Origin of the sequence: Streptomyces sp. NPDC047981 (assembly GCF_040653315.1) — a bacterium.
Lineage (GTDB): Bacteria > Actinomycetota > Actinomycetes > Streptomycetales > Streptomycetaceae > Streptomyces.
This window is the reverse complement of sequence record NZ_JBEZNQ010000016.1, coordinates 1-17683: the sequence shown is the minus strand read 5'-3', so window position 1 is coordinate 17683 and position 17683 is coordinate 1. Positions and strand designations below refer to the sequence as shown.

Genomic DNA, 17683 nt, shown 5'->3' with positions numbered 1-17683 from the left:
GGCCCCCCCATTACCGTTTTCGTGGCTCCGCAATGGGGCCTCCGGCCTTCGGGTCCGGCATGACTTCCCCCCCTTGTTGCGGTTGATGATCCGGGGGGTGGTGTCACCGGGCCCGGAGGCATCGACGGACCGCTGATGAGGGGCTTGAGCACCGGCTTCACCCAAGGCCGGAAGAGCTCTCCGTAACGTGGATGTGGCAGCTCGGTGCCGAGGCAAGGCCGGACGAGAACGTGATGGAGGGGCCTGCACGTGATCGACACCGGCGACATCGACGTCTTCCTCGGCCTGGACGTCGGCAAGGGCGAACACCACGCCACCGCCGTCACTCCGGCCGGGAAGAAGGCGTTCGACAAACGGCTGCCCAACACCGAACCGAAGCTCCGCGAGCTGTTCGCGAAACTCCAGGCCAAGCACGGGACGGTGCTTGTGGTGGTCGACCAGCCGGCCTCGATCGGAGCCCTGCCGCTGGCGGTCGCGAGAGACATGGGCTGCCCGGTCGCCTACCTTCCGGGCCTGACGATGCGGCGGATCGCCGACCTCTACCCAGGCGAGGCCAAGACGGACGCGCGGGACGCGTTCATCATCGCTGACGCCGCCCGCGCGATGCCCCACACACTGCGGGCGATCGACGGCGAGGACGAGACGATCGCCGAGCTGGAGATGATCGTCGGGTTCGACGACGACCTGGCCGGCGAGGCGACCAGGGTCGCGAACCGGCTGCACGGCCTGCTGACACAGATCCATCCGTCGCTGGAACGGGTGCTGGGGCCGCGGTTGCAGCATCCGGCAGTCCTCACCTTGCTGGAGCGGTTCGGGTCTCCGGCTCAGATCCGCAAGGCCGGCCGTCGACGGCTGGTCACCCTGCTGCGGCCGGAGGCGCCGCGGATGGCCGAGCGGCTGGTCGAGGAGATCTTCGCCGCGCTGGACGAGCAGACCGTCACCGTTCCGGGGACCGAGGCGGCCGCGCTGATCGTCCCGAGCCTGGCCGGATCACTGACAGCTGTGCTTGACCAGCGCAAGCTGCTGGCCGGGCGGATCGAGGAACTGCTGGAGGCTCACCCTCTTTCGAAGGTCCTGAGGTCGGTGCCGGGAGTCGGCGTCAGGACCGGAGCCAGGATCCTCATTGAGGTCGGCGACGGCAGCACCTTCCCGACCGCCGGCCACCTCGCCGCCTACGCAGGACTCGCACCGGCGACCAGGAGCTCGGGCTCCTCGATCCGAGGCGAACAGCCCTCCCGGAGGGGAAACAAGCAGCTCAAACGGGCCTTCTTCCTCTCCGCGTTCGCCGCCCTGGGTGACCCGGCATCGCGGATCTACTACGACAAGAAGATCGCCCAGGGCAAGCACCACACCCAGGCCCTGCTCTGCCTCGCCAGACGCCGGGCCGACGTGCTTTTCGCCATGCTCCGCGACGGCACCTTCTACGAACCGCAGCCTGTTCGGGTGGTCGCTCCGCAGGCTTAGACCATGGCCAGGAGGTGACCCGTGGGGCTGTAGTCGATCTTCCAGTCGGCATAGACCCCCACGGCACCGTCCTTCTGGCACCGCAGCCCAACGGTCACCCAGCGGACCGACCCGTCGCTGGCGAGCGAGAACGCGACCGCAGTCTCGAACTCCTCACTCCCGCACGGGCAGCCGGCCTCGCCAGGATCCGCGTCCTCCCAGAACTCCTCGCTATCCGCGATGAACGCGCGGACGCCGCAACCAGCGCACACCCGCTCGGCTCCGCCCTCGACATCGTCAACGAGCACGAAGAACACGCGCCCGCCGCACCCGCCGCAGACCGAAGGAACGATCTTCACCGGACGGCCGTCGTCAGCGTTCCGGAGAAACACCGCGAGGTCCGCAGAGACACCCTCGCCAACCTGATCATCAGCATGCACAGGCACATCGTTCCAGACGCCCGAACCAGCACCCGTCCGCCTTGACCAAAGAGATAGGGCCCCCGCACGGCGGCTCCCGTGGGCGCCGCATGGGCACGAGGGCGTTCGAAGCATTGACAGGGTCACCACATCCTCACCATCCTGAGAGCGCTCTCAGAGCGCTCTCAGCCCTCGTTCCCCCACCCCGAGGAGCCCCCGCATGCCTTCCCATCGCCGCCGACCTGCGCGGCTCGCGTTGCTCGCGTCCGTCACCACCGCCGCCCTGATCGGCACCGCCGTCACCCTGGCCGGCCCCTCCCCCACGGTCCAGGCCGCCACCACGGGCACCGCCGCCGTCCCGGCCACCATTCCGCTCACCTTCACCAACAACTCCGGCCGCGGTGAGCAGATCTACGTCTACAACCTCGGTACCGAACTCTCCACCGGCCGTCAGGGCTGGGCGGACGCCAACGGCACCTTCCACCCCTGGCCGGCCGGCAGCCCGGTGCCCGTCCCCGCCCCCGACGCGTCCATCGCGGGGCCCGGGCCGGGGCGGTCCATGACGATCCGGCTGCCGAAGTTCTCCGGCCGGATCTACTTCAGCTACGGCCAGAAGCTCGACTTCAGGCTCGCGACCGGCGGACTCGTCCAGCCCGCCGTCCAGAACCCGAGCGATCCCAACCGGAACATCCTCTTCAACTGGTCCGAGTACACGCTCAACGACGCCGGCCTCTGGCTCAACAGCACCCAGGTCGACATGGTCTCGGCCCCCTACGCAGTCGGCGTCAAGCGACCCGACGGCAGCGTCGCGACCACCGGCCGGCTCAAGCCCGGCGGCTACCGCGGTTTCCTCGACTCCCTGCGGGCCCGTCCCGGCGGCTGGGGAAAGCTGATCCAGACCCGCACCGACGGCACCGTCCTGCGCACCCTCGCGCCGGGCCACGGCATCGAGGCGGGGGCCCTCCCCGCCAACGTGATGGACGACTACATCAACCGCGTCTGGACGAAGTACGCGACCTCGACGCTCACCGTGACGCCGTTCGCGAACCAGCCGTCCGTGAAGTACTTCGGCCGTGTGTCCGGTGGCGTCATGAACTTCACCGACGGTACGGGAGCGGTCGTCACCTCGTTCCAGAAGCCCGACTCCGACAGCGTGTTCGGCTGCTACAAGCGGCTCGACGCGCCGAACGACCAGGTGCGGGGTCCCATCTCCCGTACCCTCTGCGCCGGTTACAACCGCTCCACCCTGCTGACCGACCCCAACCAGCCGGACAGTTCCTCGGCCGGCTTCTACCAGGACGCGGTCACCAACCACTACTCGCGGGAGATCCACGCGCGCATGGCCGACGGCAAGGCCTACGGCTTCGCGTTCGACGACGTCGGCGCCCACGAGTCCCTGGTGCACGACGGCAATCCGCAGCAGGCGTACGTCACGCTCGACCCGTTCGACTAGAGGCCGCCCCCGGGCCTTCGGAGCGTCGGCGTCGCCGCCCTCCCCGCCATGTGAGGGATCATGGACGGAGGAGCGGGAGAAGGGACGGAACGGACGATGCGCAACCGCAGTGTCGCCGACCTGATGACGCCGACGGCGGTGGCCGTGCAGCCGGGGACGCCGTTCAAGGAGATCGCGCGGCTGCTGGACGAGTACGGCATCACCGCCGTGCCGGTGGTGGACGAGGCGAACCGGCCGATCGGCGTGGTCTCCGAGGCGGATCTGTTGCGCCGCCACACGGCGAAGGACGGTCCGAGCACCGCCGGTGCCATGATGTCCAGCCCCGTCGTGGTGGCCCGTCCGTCCTGGACGGCGGTGGAGGCGGCGCGGCTGATGGAGCGGCACCGGGTGAAGCGGCTGCCGGTGGTGGACGCGGACGGACAGCTCATCGGGGTGCTCAGCCGGAGCGATCTGCTGCAGCTGTTCCTCCGTCGCGACCGGGCCATCCAGGAGGAGATCTTGGAGGACGTGGTCATCCGGATCCTCCGCCACTCCCCCGCCGCCCTCCATGTCGACGTGGACGAGGGCCGCGTCACGCTGAGCGGCACGCTGGAGCGCCGCAGCCTCGCACCGGTCTTCGTACGGCTCTGCGAGAGCGTGGACGGCGTCGTGGAGGTCGTCGACCGCCTCTCGTACGAGGACGAGGACGAGGGCGAGGGTGACGACGAGGACAAGGACAGCGACAAAGCCGAGGGCGAGGCCCAGGCCGAGGCCGACGGCGGTGACGACGAGGACGAGTCCGCCGTGGCTGCCCCGGGCACCGGCGCCTGACGCGGATCCGGGCCCGTCGGCGGGGAGCCGACGGGCCCGGTGCGCGCGGCGGTCCCGTCAGGAGACCGCCTCCGGCCAGCCGTATCCGGGGCCGGTGTGCTGCGGTACGGTCCCCGCGCCCACCGCTTCCATCTCCCGGTTGGCCTCGCGCATCAGCTGACCGGCCAGGTCCTTCATGGCCCGACTCGCGGCGAGCTCGTCACCGATCGCCGGAACATCCACGTCCGACGGGTTGCAGCGTGCGGTGCCGTGGCCGGTGAGGGTCGACGTACCGGTGTTCAGATGCGCCTCGGCCTTGGTCCTGCCGTCCTCTTCGACCAGTTCCAGGCCGACCGTCCACTCCAGTGTCCGTGTCATGGTCTGCCTCCTCGCGCCGTCGGGACGCGTAGGACCGCCGCGCGTCCCTTCCTACCTACCAGGATCCGCCCGGGCGCGTGACATCGCGCGGCGACGGCGGCGCGCCGGGGACCTGCCTGCCCTTGACCCTGACCCGGGTCAGCGGCGCCGGGGCGATCTGCTTGTGGGCCCGGAGGTAGTCCACGAAGCTCTCGTGGTCGGCTCCGTTGCGGACGGGGTCGGTGTAGCCGGCGAAGGCGTCGTACCCGTCGGAGCCGATGACCGTGTACGCGAGCGCGGCCACCCGGTAGGTGCCCTCGGCGTGGATCGGGACGCCGTTGATCTTCACGTCCCCGAACGCGACCCGCCGGCCGACCGGGCGGGTCGGGTCGAAGCTGTACGAGACGTTCCTGGACACCGCGAGCGGGGCGAACCTGACCGACCCGTCCGCCTGCTTCTGCCACTGCTGTTCGAGGATCGCGTCCAGCCGGCTCCCCGTCACGCTGACGGTGAGGACTGGGTTCCCGTAGCCGTACGCGTTCCAGGACTCGCCGAACAGGATGCGGCCGTCCGCGTCGGCGGGGTGGCTTCCCTTGGTGTACGGAAGGTCGGCGCGGACCGCGTTGCTGCCCTTGGTGGGCTGCGCGGCGACCAGCGCCAGATCGGCCTTCCCCTCACGGGTGCGGTTGGCGTTCCAGTACTGGACGTCGGCGTACAGGTCGGCCGCGGTGCTCTCGCCGACGGCGTTCGCCGCCCGGGTGAAGGGGCCGGTCTGGGTCGCCAGCGGTTCGGCGAAGCGCTCGGCTCCGCGGGCGGCCCAGTGGTCGACGATCTTCTTGACCTCGGGGTCGGGTGCCACGTCACGGGTGACGGCGTGGTTGACGGAGCGGGTGCGGTCGCGGAGGACCTCGCCGGTCGCCGGGTCGATGGACAGCTTGATCTCGTTGATCAGGGCGCCGTGGTTGCCGGTCTCGACGACCGGACGCGGAACGCCGGCGGGGTCGGGCACCATGCAGTTGAAGCGCGAGTGCCAGTCTCCGGTGACGACCGCGTCGATCTCCGCGGAGACCTTCTTCGCCAGGTCGATCACCGGCCCGTAGGCGGAGTCGCACACGTCGTAGCCGGAGGTCGCCGCGGACTTGGGCGAACCGCCCTCGTGCACGTTGAGGACGATGGCCTCGACGCCGCGGCTCTTGAGCTCGCCGACGTACCGGTCGATGGTGCTCGCCTGGTCCAGGGCGCGGAGTCCCGGCTGGAAGGACGTCGAGCCGGTGGGGGTGGACTCCGTGGTCGTCGAGAGGAAGCCGACCGGGACGCTCTTGCCCTCGGCGGACCGGAACCACTCGATGCGGTACGGCTCGACGATCGGGTTCCCGGTCCGGGCGTCGACGATGTTGCCGGTCAGGAAGTCGAAGTCCGCGCCGTGGAAGCGCTGTCCGGTGGAGTCCTGGTAGCAGCTGTCCACTCCGACCGTGCCGAAGCAGGTGCCCTTCGCCATGTGATCGACGAGGAAGCTCGGGGACACGTCCAGCTCGTGGTTGCCCACGGCGGTGAAGCGCAGCCCCAGCTTGTTGAGGACCTCGATCGTCGGCTCGTCCTGGAAGGCGTCCACTTCGAAGGGCCAGCCGGAGAAGTTGTCACCGGTCGAGAAGAAGACGGAGTTGGGGTGCCCGGAACGCAACCGGTCCAGATGGGTGGCGAGATAGGCGGCTCCGCCGACGGTCACGGAGGTGCCGCCGCCCGCGGGGATCTGCCCGCCCTGTGCGGGGGTGGGCGGCTGGAGGTAGCCGTGGAAGTCGGTGATGCTGAGGAGTTGGACGTCGAGGGTGTCGTCTGCGGAGGCCGGTGAGACGGACAGCGCGCCGCCGATGAGGGCGGTGCCCGCGGCGATGACGCCGATCCGGCGAAGGACGTTTCTCAAGGCGATGACTCCTTCGGAGTGGAACGAGCACCTCCATCTCAACGGGTATGGGTGTCATGGCCATGAACTTCGAACAGCGGTCTACGGCATGGGACATGACCGGGCTTCATCGCGGCGCGGCCGAGTCCGTCATGTACGGAATCGCGCCCCTTCCGCCACGGATCCGTCCTTGTGCGCGGTGTGGGCGCGTGGCGGGGGCAGGGGCGGCAGCGCCGACTCGACGTCGTCCAGGGCGCGCCGGGCCGCCGCGATCCGTTCCCGCAGCAGCGCCGCCTCGTCGGGCCCGTCCCCGTCGCCCGCGCCAGGAGAACCGGCATGGCCGCGTGCGGCAGCGGACTCCGGCAGCTTGGCGAGCTTCGCGGCGTCGAGCTTCGCGGTCTCCTGCTTCTCGATCTCCCTGGCCTCCTCCAGTGAGTTGATGACGACCCCGATCAGCACGTTGACCAGGACGAAGGAGGCGATGAGGACGTACGAGACGTAGTAGAGGAAACTCCAGCGGGAGATCTCCAGGCCGGCGTGGACGGCGTCGCCGAGCCCGTCGAGGGTCATGAGCAGGAAGAGGGTGAGGACGGCCCGGCCGATCGAGCCGAAGTGCTCCGGGTCGTGCGGGGCGAAGAAGACCCAGCCGACCATCGCGTACACGTACAGCAGCAGCGCTCCGACCAGCAGGAAGCTGACCGTGCCCGGCAGGCTGCGGCCGACGGCGACGAGGACGATCCGCAGCTGGGGCAGGAAACGCGCGGCACGCAGCACCCGGGCGAGGCGGAGCAGCCGCAGGACGGTGGAGTTCTCACGGGCGGCCGGGACGAAGGCGGCGACGACGACGACCAGGTCGAAGAGGTTCCAGGGGTCCCGGAAGAAGTCCCCCGGACGGGCGGCGTGCGCTCCGGCGCGCAGGAGCATCTCCGTCGCGAACGCGGCCAGGAAGAGGTGCTCGACCACGCGCAGCTCGCCGTGCCAGCGGGCGGTGACACCGGCGTACGTCTCCACTCCGAGGACGGCGGCGTTGCCGAGGATGAGGAGGAAGACGGCGGTGGCGAACCAGCGGGCCTCGGTGATCTCGCGGCATCGCTCCGCCACGCGCACCCGAAGGTCCTGGCGGCCGCGTCCCACCGCGGCGGACTGATCCGGCATCTCGGCGCTCCTCGATTCGTTGAACCATGCTCTGGTGTTCCAACGGCGACGACGCGCGCAGGTTCTGGTCGAGGAGCTCAGAGCCGAAGGCCCGCGCCCAAAGTCCAAGCCCTGCCACGCATGCGTCCATGTGCACGGGCTTCCGGGCCGAGGAGGCTGCGGTTCGCCCGGTTCCGCGAGGGGCGGCCGACGCGGCCCGCGCGGCGCCCCGGGGAGGAGTGCTCCATGCCCGCTCGAAGATCCCTCATGGTCACCGCGCTCGCCGCCGTGACGCTCACCCTGACCGGCGGCGGGGGTGCCTCGGCGATCCCGCCCGCCGAGGCCGCTCCCGCCGCGCCGGCGGCTCCCGCCGCGCCAACAGCCCCTGTGGCTCCCGCGGCTACGTACACCGTGACCGTGGGCGCCAAGGGGTCCTGGACCCACCCGGACGACACGCCCGCGGCCCCCTACATCGACAGGGACGGCACCTTCTGGTTCCAGCAGGCCCACGCGCTCTACGGAGCGACGCAGCCCAGGAAGTGGACCTTCTTCACCGGCTCCGACTTCGACACGGCCACCCGGTCGAGCGCGGTCAGCGACGCCGTGGACCCGGCGAACCCGGACGACAGGAACAACGACACGACCTGGCGGTGCAACAACAGCCCGACGGGCCTGGAGTCCACCGCCCCGCCGGCCGGGTCGGGCTACTCCCAGAAGAACTTCTGCGACCTGGCGGGGGTGTGGGTCGACCCGGACACCGGCGACTGGTACGGCCTGGTGCACAACGAGTTCACCCCGCAGCCGTTCGGTGACGGTGTCCACTACGACGGCATCGACTACGCGGTCTCCACCGACCGGGGCCGGACCTGGCGGATCAGGTCCCACGTCATCACGTCTCCGTACAGCACGAAGCGCGGCGACACGGCCGCCTTCCCGCAGCAGACGTACCACTACGGCGACGGCGATCCGCGGCTGTTCGTCGACACCGCTTCGGGCTACTTCTATGTCTTCTACGGCTCCCGGATCGTGGAGAAGGGTGGCGGCTGGAAGGCCTTCCACGCGCATGTGGCCCGCGCTCCGATCTCGGGCAAGATGGCGCCCGGTTCCTGGCGGAAGTGGTACGACGGCGCCTGGACCGAGCCGGGCGTCGGGGGCCGGGAGAGCAACATGGTGCCGGTCGGCGCCTCCAGTACGACCGGCTACACCCCCGTCGCCGACGAGTACGACCCGGCGACGGCCGGGACGGTGAGCCAGCAGGTCGCGGCCGGGCTGATGCCCCCGACGTCCCCGCTGTTCGTCATGGACATCACGTACAACGCGCATCTGGGCCTGTACATCGGCCAGCCCCAGGCCGTGGACCAGAGCGGCGGCGCTCCGCAGCAGTTCTACGCCACCGACGACCTGTCGAAGCAGCGGTGGCGGCTGATCGGGGACACCGGCGGTCACACCAACGCCTCCTGGTACCGCTGGTTCCTGGACAGCACGAACCGCACGAGTTCGGCGATCGTGGGCAGGGACTTCCGCTCGTACTGCTCCTTCGGCTGCTCGGGCGGATCGTCCAGCGAGTACGTCAACGTCTCCATCGGTACGTCGGCGCCGGCCGCCCCTGTCGACACGAGCCGCACCCATCGGATCACGTCGGGCGGCGGGCGCGTCCTCGCCCAGGTCTCCGGTGGGTCGGCCACCACCTCCGTGGCGGCGCCCACGGGAGCGGCCCTGGAGACGTGGACGTTCACGTCGCTCGGCGACGGCGCCTACCGGATCGCCAACGGCGCCACCGGCGGACTTCTGGGCGTCGACTCCTCCACCACGGGCAGCCGCGCCTGGGGCACCAGGCCGACCGTGACGGCGGTCGGGGCGGGCGGTCCGACGGTCGGGCAGCAGTGGTTCGTGCTCCCCGGCACGACCTCCGCAGGGGCGCCGACCGGTACGTACCGGCTGGTGAACCGCTACAGCGGGCTGATGATCGGCATGTCGGCCGACTCCGCGCGGCCGGCCGAGACCACGCCCGGCCGCTCCTGGACCGACACCTCGGGAACCGGGGTCGGCGGGGCGCGCACGGCGGCGGAGCAGACGCTCACCCTCACCCCCGTGGGCGAGGCGCCCGTCTCCCTCGACGGCGTCCGCACCCTGGTCACCGGCGGCAAGGCCCTCGACAACCCGGGGCACAGCACGACCCCGGGCACCCAGCTCATCACGTACGCGGTGAACGGCGGGGCCAACCAGAGCTGGCGCTTCACCCGGCAGCCGGACGGCTCGTACGAGCTGGTCAACGTCGAGTCGGGGCTCTGCGCGGACGTCGACGGCGGTTCGACCGCGGCCGGCGCGAAGGTGATCCAGTGGACGTGCACGGGTGGCACGAACCAGCGCTGGACCGCCACGCGCCGGGCGGACGGCACCTACACGGTCGCCTCGCTCAGGAGCGGGCTTGCCCTCACCACCGCGTCGACGGCGAACGGCGCCCTGGTGACCCAACAGGCCGACACTTCCTCGTCGTTGCAGCGGTGGACCATCACCTGACCCGCGGGCGGATCCGCCGCACATGACCCGTGTGCCCCCGCCCGTACGGCGGGGGCACACGTCGTCGGGCGACCCGGCCTGTCCCGAACTCGCCGGTGGACAGCGCCGGTTCCACAAGCTCCTGCAAGATCTCCACTCCTCCCCGAGGACCTCCACGGAACAAACACGTTCGCTCGGGCAACCATGTTGATCATCACGCGGAATCTCATATTCCGCTCACGGCACGGGCACCGACCGCGGCTAGCGTCCCCTGTTGATCTTGCTGAGCGGCAGGATCGGAAGGGATGCAACACCCGTGTCCAGACACACAGCCGGACGTTCCGGCGCGCGGCGGCGAACAGGGCGCATCGCCCTGGCCTCCGCACTCCTCCTGGCGGCCGAGGCCGCCCTCATATCCGGCCAGACCGCCGCGGCGGCGCCGGACGAGACGACCGCACCGGGCGCCACCACCCACGCCAACTCCCCCTCTCCGCAAGCGATCTGGGAGTCGGACCTGGCCTGGGCGGCCCAGCACGCGAAGGGCTCGATCGCCTGGGCGCTCGCCGAGGCGAAGAAGACCGGGAAGAAGACCGTCGTCACCGACGAGACGACCCCCACCACCTACACCGTCGCCAACCCGGACGGCACCCTCACCACCGAGCTGACCGCCGGACCCGAGCGGGTCTGGAAGAACGGCGCGTGGCAGAAGGCCGACGCCACCCTGGTCGAGGCCGCCGACGGCACCGTCGCCGCGAAGGCGCACCCGGGCGGACTGCGTCTCGGCGGCAAGAGCGGTGTCCGGCCGAAGTCCCTGCGCGCCGCGCAGGACGACACGGCCCGCGACCTGGTCACCCTGGGCAGCGGCGACAGCCAGGTGACCCTCCGTTGGAAGGGCGGCCTGCCCAAGCCCGAACTGGACGGCACCCGCGCCCGCTACCGGAACGCCGTGCCCGGCGCCGATGTCGTCGTCGAGGCCACCCGTACGGGCTTCGAGCAGTTCGTCGAGGTGCGCGAGCGGCCCACCGGCGCGTACACGTACACCCTCCCCGTCAAGGCCAAGGGCCTCAAGGCGCGGGCGAACACGGACGGCTCGGTCACCTTCACCGATGCCGGGACGGGCGCCGAGCGGGCCACCATGCCCGCCCCCGTCATGTGGGACGCCTCCGTCGACGAGCGGTCCGGCGAGCACACCCGTCGCGCCCGGGTCGACATGAAGGTCGTGGACAAGGGCGACGGCGAACTCGACCTGGTCGTCACCCCCTCGGCGGCCTTCCTCGCCGACCCGGCGACGACGTACCCCGTCACCGTCGACCCCTCCACCTCCGCGCTGTCGAACACCTTCGACACCTACGTGCAGCAGGGCGAGACCGTCGACTGGTCCAACGACACCGAACTCGACCTCGGCAACCCCGGCACGAAGAACCCCGACGGCACGCCGCGTACCGCCCGCTCGTTCATCAGCTGGAACACCACGCCGATCCAGGACGCCCTGATCGTCGACACCAACCTGGCGCTGTGGAACTTCCACTCGGGCAACACCGACTGCGCCGCCCAGTCCTGGACCGTGTGGGACACCAGCGCTCCGTCCACGTCCTCGCGCTGGACCGCGCAGCCCACCTGGAACAAGGAGTACCACTCCTCGGCCGAGACCAAGGGCAATCCGGAGTGCGCCGCCCAGCCCGACGGCTGGATCAACGCCGACGTCGACACGCTCGTCCAGACCTGGGCGTCCGCCAAGGCCACGCGCGGCCACATGGGCCTGCGCGCGGCCACCGACGACGTCCGCGCGTGGAAGCGGGTCAACTCCGCGAACAACTCGGCCAACCAGCCCAAGCTGACCGTCACCTACAACTACCGGCCCTCCGACGGCACCAACCGCCAGGCAGGCGCGCCGTTCAGGTCGTACGCGGGCGTGTGGGCGGTCGGCTCCACCACCCCCACCCTGCGTGACACCTTCACCGACCCCGACGGCGACAAGGTCAACGGGACCTTCCAGGTGTACGACGCGGCGACGAACACGCCCATCACCACCCCGGCCGGGGAGGGCCTGATCGTGTCCGCCTTCGTGGACTCGGGCAAGCCGGCCTCGGTCACCGTCCCGGCGGGGCAGCTGCAGGACGGCCGGACGTACAAGTTCCGTACGAACGCCTACGACGGCACGCACTACAACCTGAGCTGGTCCCCCTGGACCCAGTTCGTCGTCGACACCACAGCCCCCGGTGTGCCACAGAGCGTCAGCTCGGCGACCTACCCGGAGAACTGGGGCGGCGGCGGTGCCGGCGTCCCGGGCGACTTCGCCGTCACCACCGGTGCCGCGGACGCCTACGAGGTGCGCTACCGCCTCGACCCGTACTCCGACGACGCGGACGACGCCGGCTGGTCCTCGGTGAACACCACCTCGGGCACGGCGGCGGCCAGGGCCGTCGCGGCCCCCGCCGCCCCGGCCGCTCCGGACGCCTCCTACGCGGTCACCCCCGCGGCGGACGGCAACCACGTGGCGCAGACCCGCACCGTGGACCGCGCGGGCAACGTGGGCCCGATCAAGGACTACGGGTTCACCGCCGGGAACCGGGACTACAACCGGGCGCCGAAGATCGACATCAAGCTCCCGGCCAACGACACCAGCTCTCAGCAGCCGGACCCCACCGATCCTCCGAAGCCCGCCTGGGACGGCTGGAAGCAGGGGAGTTCCGCCTCCGCCGCCGCCCGTACCTTCACGACCGGCGACGACACCCAGGTCACGATCACCCCGAGGGACCAGGCCTCCAAGGCCTTCACGCAGAAGGCCGCGCGGGAGCAGGGGCTGCGCGCCGGCTCGCGTCCCGACCCGATCGTGAAGGACTCCTGGTGCCAGCCCACTCTGTTCGGCGAGGCCCAGAAGTCGCTGATGACGCGGACGCAGGCCTGTGTCTTCTTCGACCTCTCCTTCACCGCGGAGAGCAAGCTGGAGGACGGCGTCGTCCCGGTGAAGTACCAGGCCAACTTCGAGGTCCACTTCCAGGTCAAGACGGACGCCCACGGTGACGCCATCAAGACCTGGGTGCAGATCAACCCGGTCTACAACAACTTCCCCGGCGACGAGCGCGCGGTGGTGATGGGCGCCGGCAACCCGGGCGCCTGGTTCGACTCGATGTGCGTGAGCGACGGCTGCAACAGCGGCGGTGACAGCCAGCGTCAGAACATCGACTTCTACGGCGACCTCACCTGGAAGGGAGGCATGAACGGCAACGACCCGGTCGACACCCACATGGCGACCGGTACGGCCGACCACAAGTGGAACGGCGCGGTGGACAACGCCGCCGGCACCACCGACGACGACCAGTCCAAGAGCATGCTGGTGTCCTTCAACGGCCGGCCGGTCACCGAGGTGGAGCCCCCGCCGGGCCTGAACGGCAAGAAGGGCGAGTGGCGCGACGACTACGCGTCGTGGCAGTCCCCGCAGCTCCTGGTGACCTGCGACAAGGTCGCCTCGTACGGCGCCCCGGGCTGTGTGCTGCCGCAGTACGCCCCGACGTACGTGTTCAACACCGCCGCGTACCCGGAGGCGGCCGCCCACGCCTGGGTGATCCAGAACAAGTCCAAGGTCAAGGGCGTGGGCCAGAGCTGGGACGCCCCGCTGCAGTACCTGCCGCCGCAGGCACGGAACAAGCACAACTACGACTCCCAGAAGAGCCGGGACGCCATGTGCACCCGCTACAAGGGGCCGAAGTCGGCCGGCACGGGCTGGGTTCCGCGCAAGACGTTCCTGCCCCACCCGAAGACGGCCCTGCACCACTCGGGACCCCACTTCGACGAGGTCAACTGCGACGAGTTCCCGTTCGCGTCGACGTACCAGTCGGCCGGCATGAAGGCCGTCGACGGCGGCAAGAACGAGGCGCCGAACGGTGGCGCGGACTGCATGCAGACCGTGTCCGCCACGACGGACGACGGAAGCGTCCACTTCCTCGACGACACCCGGTACGACCCGCCGACGTTCGACGAGAACTGCGGCAGGTCGTCGATGTCCGGTGACGTCAACCAGGGTTCGATGCGGCCGTTCGGCGACTTCGCGCGCCAGATGCGGCTCCTGGACGAGCAGGCGTACTTCCTGGACCCGGGCAACGCCTGGTTCAAGGGCTGCGACACCTCGAAGGCCGAGCTGATCTGCACGATGACGAAGCCGTAGCGCCGCTGCGGTGAGAACGGCAGGGCCCACCCCGGAGGCACCCGGGGTGGGCCCTGCCCGTCTAGCGGAGCGCGTGGACGGGTCGCCAGTCGGGGAGCGCCTCGTCGAGCGTCGGATACCTCGGGTCCTCCCAGACGAGGCACCCGTACACGACGCCGGGCACTTCGGGGCCCATCAGGTCGGCCGGGCCCTCGCGGAGCGTCCGGACGACGGACTCCAGGTACGCGGCGATGGAGGGGAAGAGCGGGGCATCCATGAACAAGCCCTCGTAGCTCCTCCACTTGCCGAGGCCGTCGGCCGACAGATAGAGACCGATGTCGGTCGCCTCGCTGTAGTTCCCGAAGGGGGCCGCCCACTCGGCGCCGTCCCAGTAGTCCTTGCCGTGGGCGTCGAGACCGTCGAGCCGGGGCCGGATCGACTGCTCCGGCGTGAGCAGCACCCCGTGCGGCAGGAACGCCCCGGTGCCCACCTCGCCCTCTTCGTCGTACTCCTCGATGTCGAGCTGCCGCACGCCTCCGGCGAGCCGCCAGAGGGCGACCAGTTCGGGCGGGACGCCGAACCCGCAGTACTGCCTGAGGCGGCCCTCCGCCTCCGCGATCTCGGCCTCCGGGGCGGGTGGCAGGATCGAGGCGTACGAGGTGGGGGCGTGCTCGTGCAGCCATGCGGTCAGTTGCTGCCAGGCGCCGGCCGTGCGCTCCGCCGTTTCCGTGATCTCGGTGTCCATGGTCCCGACCCTACGCAAGGCGCGCGAGGAGATGGACCTCCTGGAACTGCCTGCGGTCCGTGGGCTGAGGTGCGCGCACCGTCCGGGCCACCTCGGCGAACCCGTGCTCGCGCAGCAGCGCGGCGAGATGGTCGGGCCACCAGCGGTAGGCCGGTGCGACGGCGTGGTCGAAGACCTGCGTCGGGTGGGACGCGTCCTCGCTCGCCGAGAAGCCGAGGAGCAGATGACCTCCCGTTGCCAGCACACGCCGGAACTCCCGCAGGATGCCGGGGAGTTCCGGCGGCGGGATGTGGATGATGGACCACCGTGACAGGACGCCGCCCAGCGCGCCGTCGGCGATGCCGAGGGCGGACATCGAACCTACGTCGAACCGCAGCCGGGGGTGGGCCTGTCGCGCCAACTCGACCATGGCCGGGGAGGCGTCGACCCCGAACGCGTTCAGCCCCAACTCGGCCATGTGAGCCGTGACATGGCCGGGCCCGCAGCCCAGATCGGCCACCCGGCCGTCCCCGCCCTCCCGTACGGCCTCGGCGAAGACGCCGAGGATCGCCCGGTCCAGGGGGCTGTCACGGAGCGAGTCGCTGAACAGCCGGGCGTAGGTGGAGGCGGCGGCGTCGTACGCCTCGCGGGTGGCGGTGAGGGCATCGTGTTCGGACATGCCCGCCACCGTACTCACGATACTCACCGGGGTCTGCGCCGATGGCGGGCGGCTGCTACTTCGCCGTGGCGGCCGCGTCCACCTGGCGGGTGAAGTCCTGCGGGCTGACGGCCTCGCCGTCCTCGCCGATCACGGTGAGCTTCTTGCCGTTCGCCTTCACCGTCGGCGTGCCGGACACGTCGTCGGCGTAGAAGGCGTCGGCGACCTCGGCCGCCCAGGGCAGATAAGTGCCCTCCTTCACCGCCTTGTTGAAAGCCGGGGTACGCAGCCCGGGGACCTGGTCGGCGAGATCGAGGAGCTTGGCGGTGCTGCCGAAGACGTCGTCGGTCTCGTCCTTCGGGTGGGCCGCGTACAGCACGGCGTGGAAGGCACTGAACTTGTCCGGGCTCTCGTTCAACGCGGCGCCCAGGGCCGCGAGCGAGGTCTTGGAGCCCTTGCCGCCGAGGCTCTTGTCCAGGAACGCGGCCATGTGGAAGTCGATCCTCGCCCTGCCCGACTCGGCCAGGTTCTTGAGCGTGGGGCCGAGCTTCTGCTCGAACGTGGCGCAGTAGGGGCAGCGCATGTCCTCGTACACGTCGAGGGTGGTGGGCGCGTCCGGCTTGCCGAGGGTGATGAGCGTGCCGTCCTTGCCGGTGGCGTTCGCCGGGATCACCAGTGGCCTGCCTTCGGCCACGTCCGCTTCGCCGCTGCCGGCGCCGATGGCGATACCGGCCCCGACGGCGAGGGTGAGGGCGAGGACCGCGCCGCCCGCGACCAGCACGCGCCTGCGCACCAGGGCCCGGTCGGCCACGGCCTGACGCTCGGCGTGCAGCCGCTCGCGGGCCGTCTCCCGCTCGGCCTTGCGAGTCTTGCGGGTCCTGCACGTCTCGTGGACGGTCTTCTTCTCGCTGGTCATGAGGGACTTCGTTCTTCTTCCGGTGGTTCCCCCATTCCCTCAAGCTAGCAAGGGACCGCGCCGCGACATCCCGCCGATCGCCCCTGCGGGGAGGGCCTTTGGTCCCTCGCTCGAGGGGGCGCCGAGCCGCGCCCGGGTGCCGCACGCATCCGAAGCAAGAAGGCCGGCAGAAGTAGTGGCGGCAGGCAGAAGCTGAGCGCCCCCGGAAGGGGTCTGAACCGGCATGAGGGTTACGCACTGGCTCTTCGGTGACCAGTTGGGGCCCGCCTTCCTCACGGGCCGCGGCTCCCCTGCCCGCGACGCCCCCGTCGTGATGATCGAGTCACGCGCGGTCTTCCGCCGCAGGCGCTTCCACCGGGCGAAGGCTCATCTGGTCCTCTCCGCGATGCGGCACCGCGCCGCGGAACTGGGCGACCGGGTCACGTACGTCCGAGCGGACACCTACCGGGAAGGGCTGCGTCAGGTCGTGGGTGACGGGCCCGTGTCCGTGCACCACCCCACGTCGCGGGCCGCGCTGGCTCTCGTACGGTCCCTGCCGAACGTCACCGTCCTGCCGCCGCGCGGCTTTCTGGTCCGCCAGGAGGACTTCGCCACGTGGGCGGCCGGGCACCGGGAACTCCGGATGGAAGCCTTCTACCGGCACGTACGCCGGGACCACGATCTGCTCATGGACCACGACAGGCCGGTGGGCGGCACGTGGAACCTGGACCACGAGAACCGGGAGCCGCCTCCCCGGGGAGCCACGACGCTGGGGGCGCCGGCCCCGTACCGGCCGAGGGAAGACTCCATCGACGCGGACGTCCGGCGCGATCTCGACCGCTGGGAGCAGGACGGGGACGTCACCTTCGTCGGTCGCGACGGCCCTCGGCTGTTCCCCGCCGACCGCCGCGAGGCGCTCGCCGCGCTGCGCCGATTCGTGCGCCACCGGCTGGCCGGCTTCGGCGCTCACGAGGACGCGATGCTGGCCGCCGACGGGACCCTGAGCCACAGCCTGCTGTCCACCTCCCTCAACCTGGGTCTCCTCGACCCGGCGGAGTGCGTGGAGGCGGCGGAAGCCGCCTGGCGGTCCGGCGAGGCTCCCCTGAACTCCGTCGAGGGGCTCGTCCGGCAGATCGCCGGTTGGCGAGAGTACGTCTGGCAGCTGTACTGGCACTTCGGCGAGGACTACCGGACGTCGAACGCCCTCGGCCACACAGGCTCGCTCCCCGACTGGTGGAACGAGCTCGACGCCGAGGCCGTGTCCGCCC

Annotated in this window: 13 protein-coding genes; 6 read left to right on the top strand and 7 right to left on the bottom strand. The window is 70.6% G+C overall.

All coding sequences use genetic code 11. The annotated features are described in order from the left end of the window. Positions 1-252: 252 nt before the first annotated feature. Complete coding sequence (locus tag AB0E14_RS12295) at positions 253-1464, top strand: IS110 family transposase (RefSeq protein ID WP_362415541.1); 1212 nt, start codon at positions 253-255, stop codon at positions 1462-1464. On the opposite strand, the gene AB0E14_RS12290 is transcribed toward AB0E14_RS12295, so the two are convergent. Continuing rightward, the gene (locus AB0E14_RS12290) at positions 1461-1883 is read right to left on the bottom strand and encodes a hypothetical protein (protein ID WP_362415361.1); all 423 of its coding nucleotides are present in this window, start codon (positions 1881-1883) and stop codon (positions 1461-1463) included. The genes AB0E14_RS12295 and AB0E14_RS12290 overlap by 4 nt on opposite strands. Positions 1884-2082: 199 nt before the next feature. On the opposite strand from AB0E14_RS12290, the gene AB0E14_RS12285 reads away from it, so the two are divergent. Further along, entirely contained in the window at positions 2083-3315 is a 1233-nt protein-coding gene (locus tag AB0E14_RS12285; protein WP_362415359.1) for a glycoside hydrolase family 64 protein, read from the top strand. A gap of 96 nt (positions 3316-3411) precedes the next feature. Then, positions 3412-4125, top strand: a complete 714-nt coding sequence (locus AB0E14_RS12280) for a CBS domain-containing protein (RefSeq protein ID WP_362415357.1) — start codon at positions 3412-3414, stop codon at positions 4123-4125. A gap of 57 nt (positions 4126-4182) precedes the next feature. Here AB0E14_RS12280 and AB0E14_RS12275 read toward each other — a convergent pair whose 3' ends face one another. The 3 genes from AB0E14_RS12275 to AB0E14_RS12265 all read right to left on the bottom strand — a co-directional run bounded on the left by AB0E14_RS12275 (position 4183) and on the right by AB0E14_RS12265 (position 7516). Then, complete coding sequence (locus tag AB0E14_RS12275; protein WP_362415355.1) at positions 4183-4482, bottom strand: DUF1876 domain-containing protein; 300 nt, start codon at positions 4480-4482, stop codon at positions 4183-4185. 55 nt (positions 4483-4537) lie between these two features. Further along, positions 4538-6382, bottom strand: coding sequence for a bifunctional metallophosphatase/5'-nucleotidase (locus AB0E14_RS12270; protein WP_362415353.1), 1845 nt, complete (start codon positions 6380-6382; stop codon positions 4538-4540). Positions 6383-6511: 129 nt separating this feature from the next. Beyond that, positions 6512-7516 (bottom strand): ion transporter, encoded by a 1005-nt coding sequence (locus AB0E14_RS12265; RefSeq protein WP_362415351.1) that lies wholly within the window; start codon positions 7514-7516, stop codon positions 6512-6514. A 225-nt stretch (positions 7517-7741) separates the two neighbouring features. On the opposite strand from AB0E14_RS12265, the gene AB0E14_RS12260 reads away from it, so the two are divergent. Together AB0E14_RS12260 and AB0E14_RS12255 are read left to right on the top strand one after the other, a co-directional pair. Further along, entirely contained in the window at positions 7742-10015 is a 2274-nt protein-coding gene (locus tag AB0E14_RS12260) for an RICIN domain-containing protein (protein ID WP_362415349.1), read from the top strand. Between the two features lie 295 nt (positions 10016-10310). Continuing rightward, on the top strand, positions 10311-14159 hold the full coding sequence (locus tag AB0E14_RS12255) for a DNRLRE domain-containing protein (RefSeq protein ID WP_362415347.1): 3849 nt from the start codon (positions 10311-10313) through the stop codon (positions 14157-14159). Positions 14160-14220: 61 nt separating this feature from the next. Here the strand turns inward: AB0E14_RS12255 and AB0E14_RS12250 are convergent, their stop codons facing one another. Genes AB0E14_RS12250 through AB0E14_RS12240 form a run of 3 tightly spaced genes read right to left on the bottom strand, consistent with a single transcriptional unit; the run spans position 14221 to position 16436 of the window. Further along, positions 14221-14883: a hypothetical protein gene (locus tag AB0E14_RS12250; protein WP_362415346.1), complete on the bottom strand. Its 663-nt coding sequence runs from the start codon at positions 14881-14883 to the stop codon at positions 14221-14223. A 10-nt stretch (positions 14884-14893) separates the two neighbouring features. After that, positions 14894-15541, bottom strand: coding sequence for a class I SAM-dependent methyltransferase (locus tag AB0E14_RS12245; RefSeq protein WP_362415345.1), 648 nt, complete (start codon positions 15539-15541; stop codon positions 14894-14896). A gap of 55 nt (positions 15542-15596) precedes the next feature. After that, the gene (locus AB0E14_RS12240; protein ID WP_362415343.1) at positions 15597-16436 is read right to left on the bottom strand and encodes a thioredoxin domain-containing protein; all 840 of its coding nucleotides are present in this window, start codon (positions 16434-16436) and stop codon (positions 15597-15599) included. Positions 16437-16659: 223 nt separating this feature from the next. On the opposite strand from AB0E14_RS12240, the gene AB0E14_RS12235 reads away from it, so the two are divergent. After that, positions 16660-17683 (top strand): cryptochrome/photolyase family protein (locus AB0E14_RS12235; protein ID WP_362415341.1); only part of this gene is annotated, 1024 nt, incomplete at its 3' end.

Excerpts from the sequence above, each read along its gene's own strand:
- AB0E14_RS12260 (WP_362415349.1), top strand. The coding sequence starts at position 7,742 with ATGCCCGCTCGAAGATCCCTCATGGTCACCGCGCTCGCCGCCGTGACG.
- AB0E14_RS12265 (WP_362415351.1), bottom strand. The coding sequence starts at position 7,516 with ATGCCGGATCAGTCCGCCGCGGTGGGACGCGGCCGCCAGGACCTTCGG.
- AB0E14_RS12245 (WP_362415345.1), bottom strand. The coding sequence starts at position 15,541 with ATGTCCGAACACGATGCCCTCACCGCCACCCGCGAGGCGTACGACGCC.
- AB0E14_RS12285 (WP_362415359.1), top strand. The coding sequence starts at position 2,083 with ATGCCTTCCCATCGCCGCCGACCTGCGCGGCTCGCGTTGCTCGCGTCC.
- AB0E14_RS12280 (WP_362415357.1), top strand. The coding sequence starts at position 3,412 with ATGCGCAACCGCAGTGTCGCCGACCTGATGACGCCGACGGCGGTGGCC.
- AB0E14_RS12275 (WP_362415355.1), bottom strand. The coding sequence starts at position 4,482 with ATGACACGGACACTGGAGTGGACGGTCGGCCTGGAACTGGTCGAAGAG.
- AB0E14_RS12240 (WP_362415343.1), bottom strand. The coding sequence starts at position 16,436 with ATGACCAGCGAGAAGAAGACCGTCCACGAGACGTGCAGGACCCGCAAG.
- AB0E14_RS12250 (WP_362415346.1), bottom strand. The coding sequence starts at position 14,883 with ATGGACACCGAGATCACGGAAACGGCGGAGCGCACGGCCGGCGCCTGG.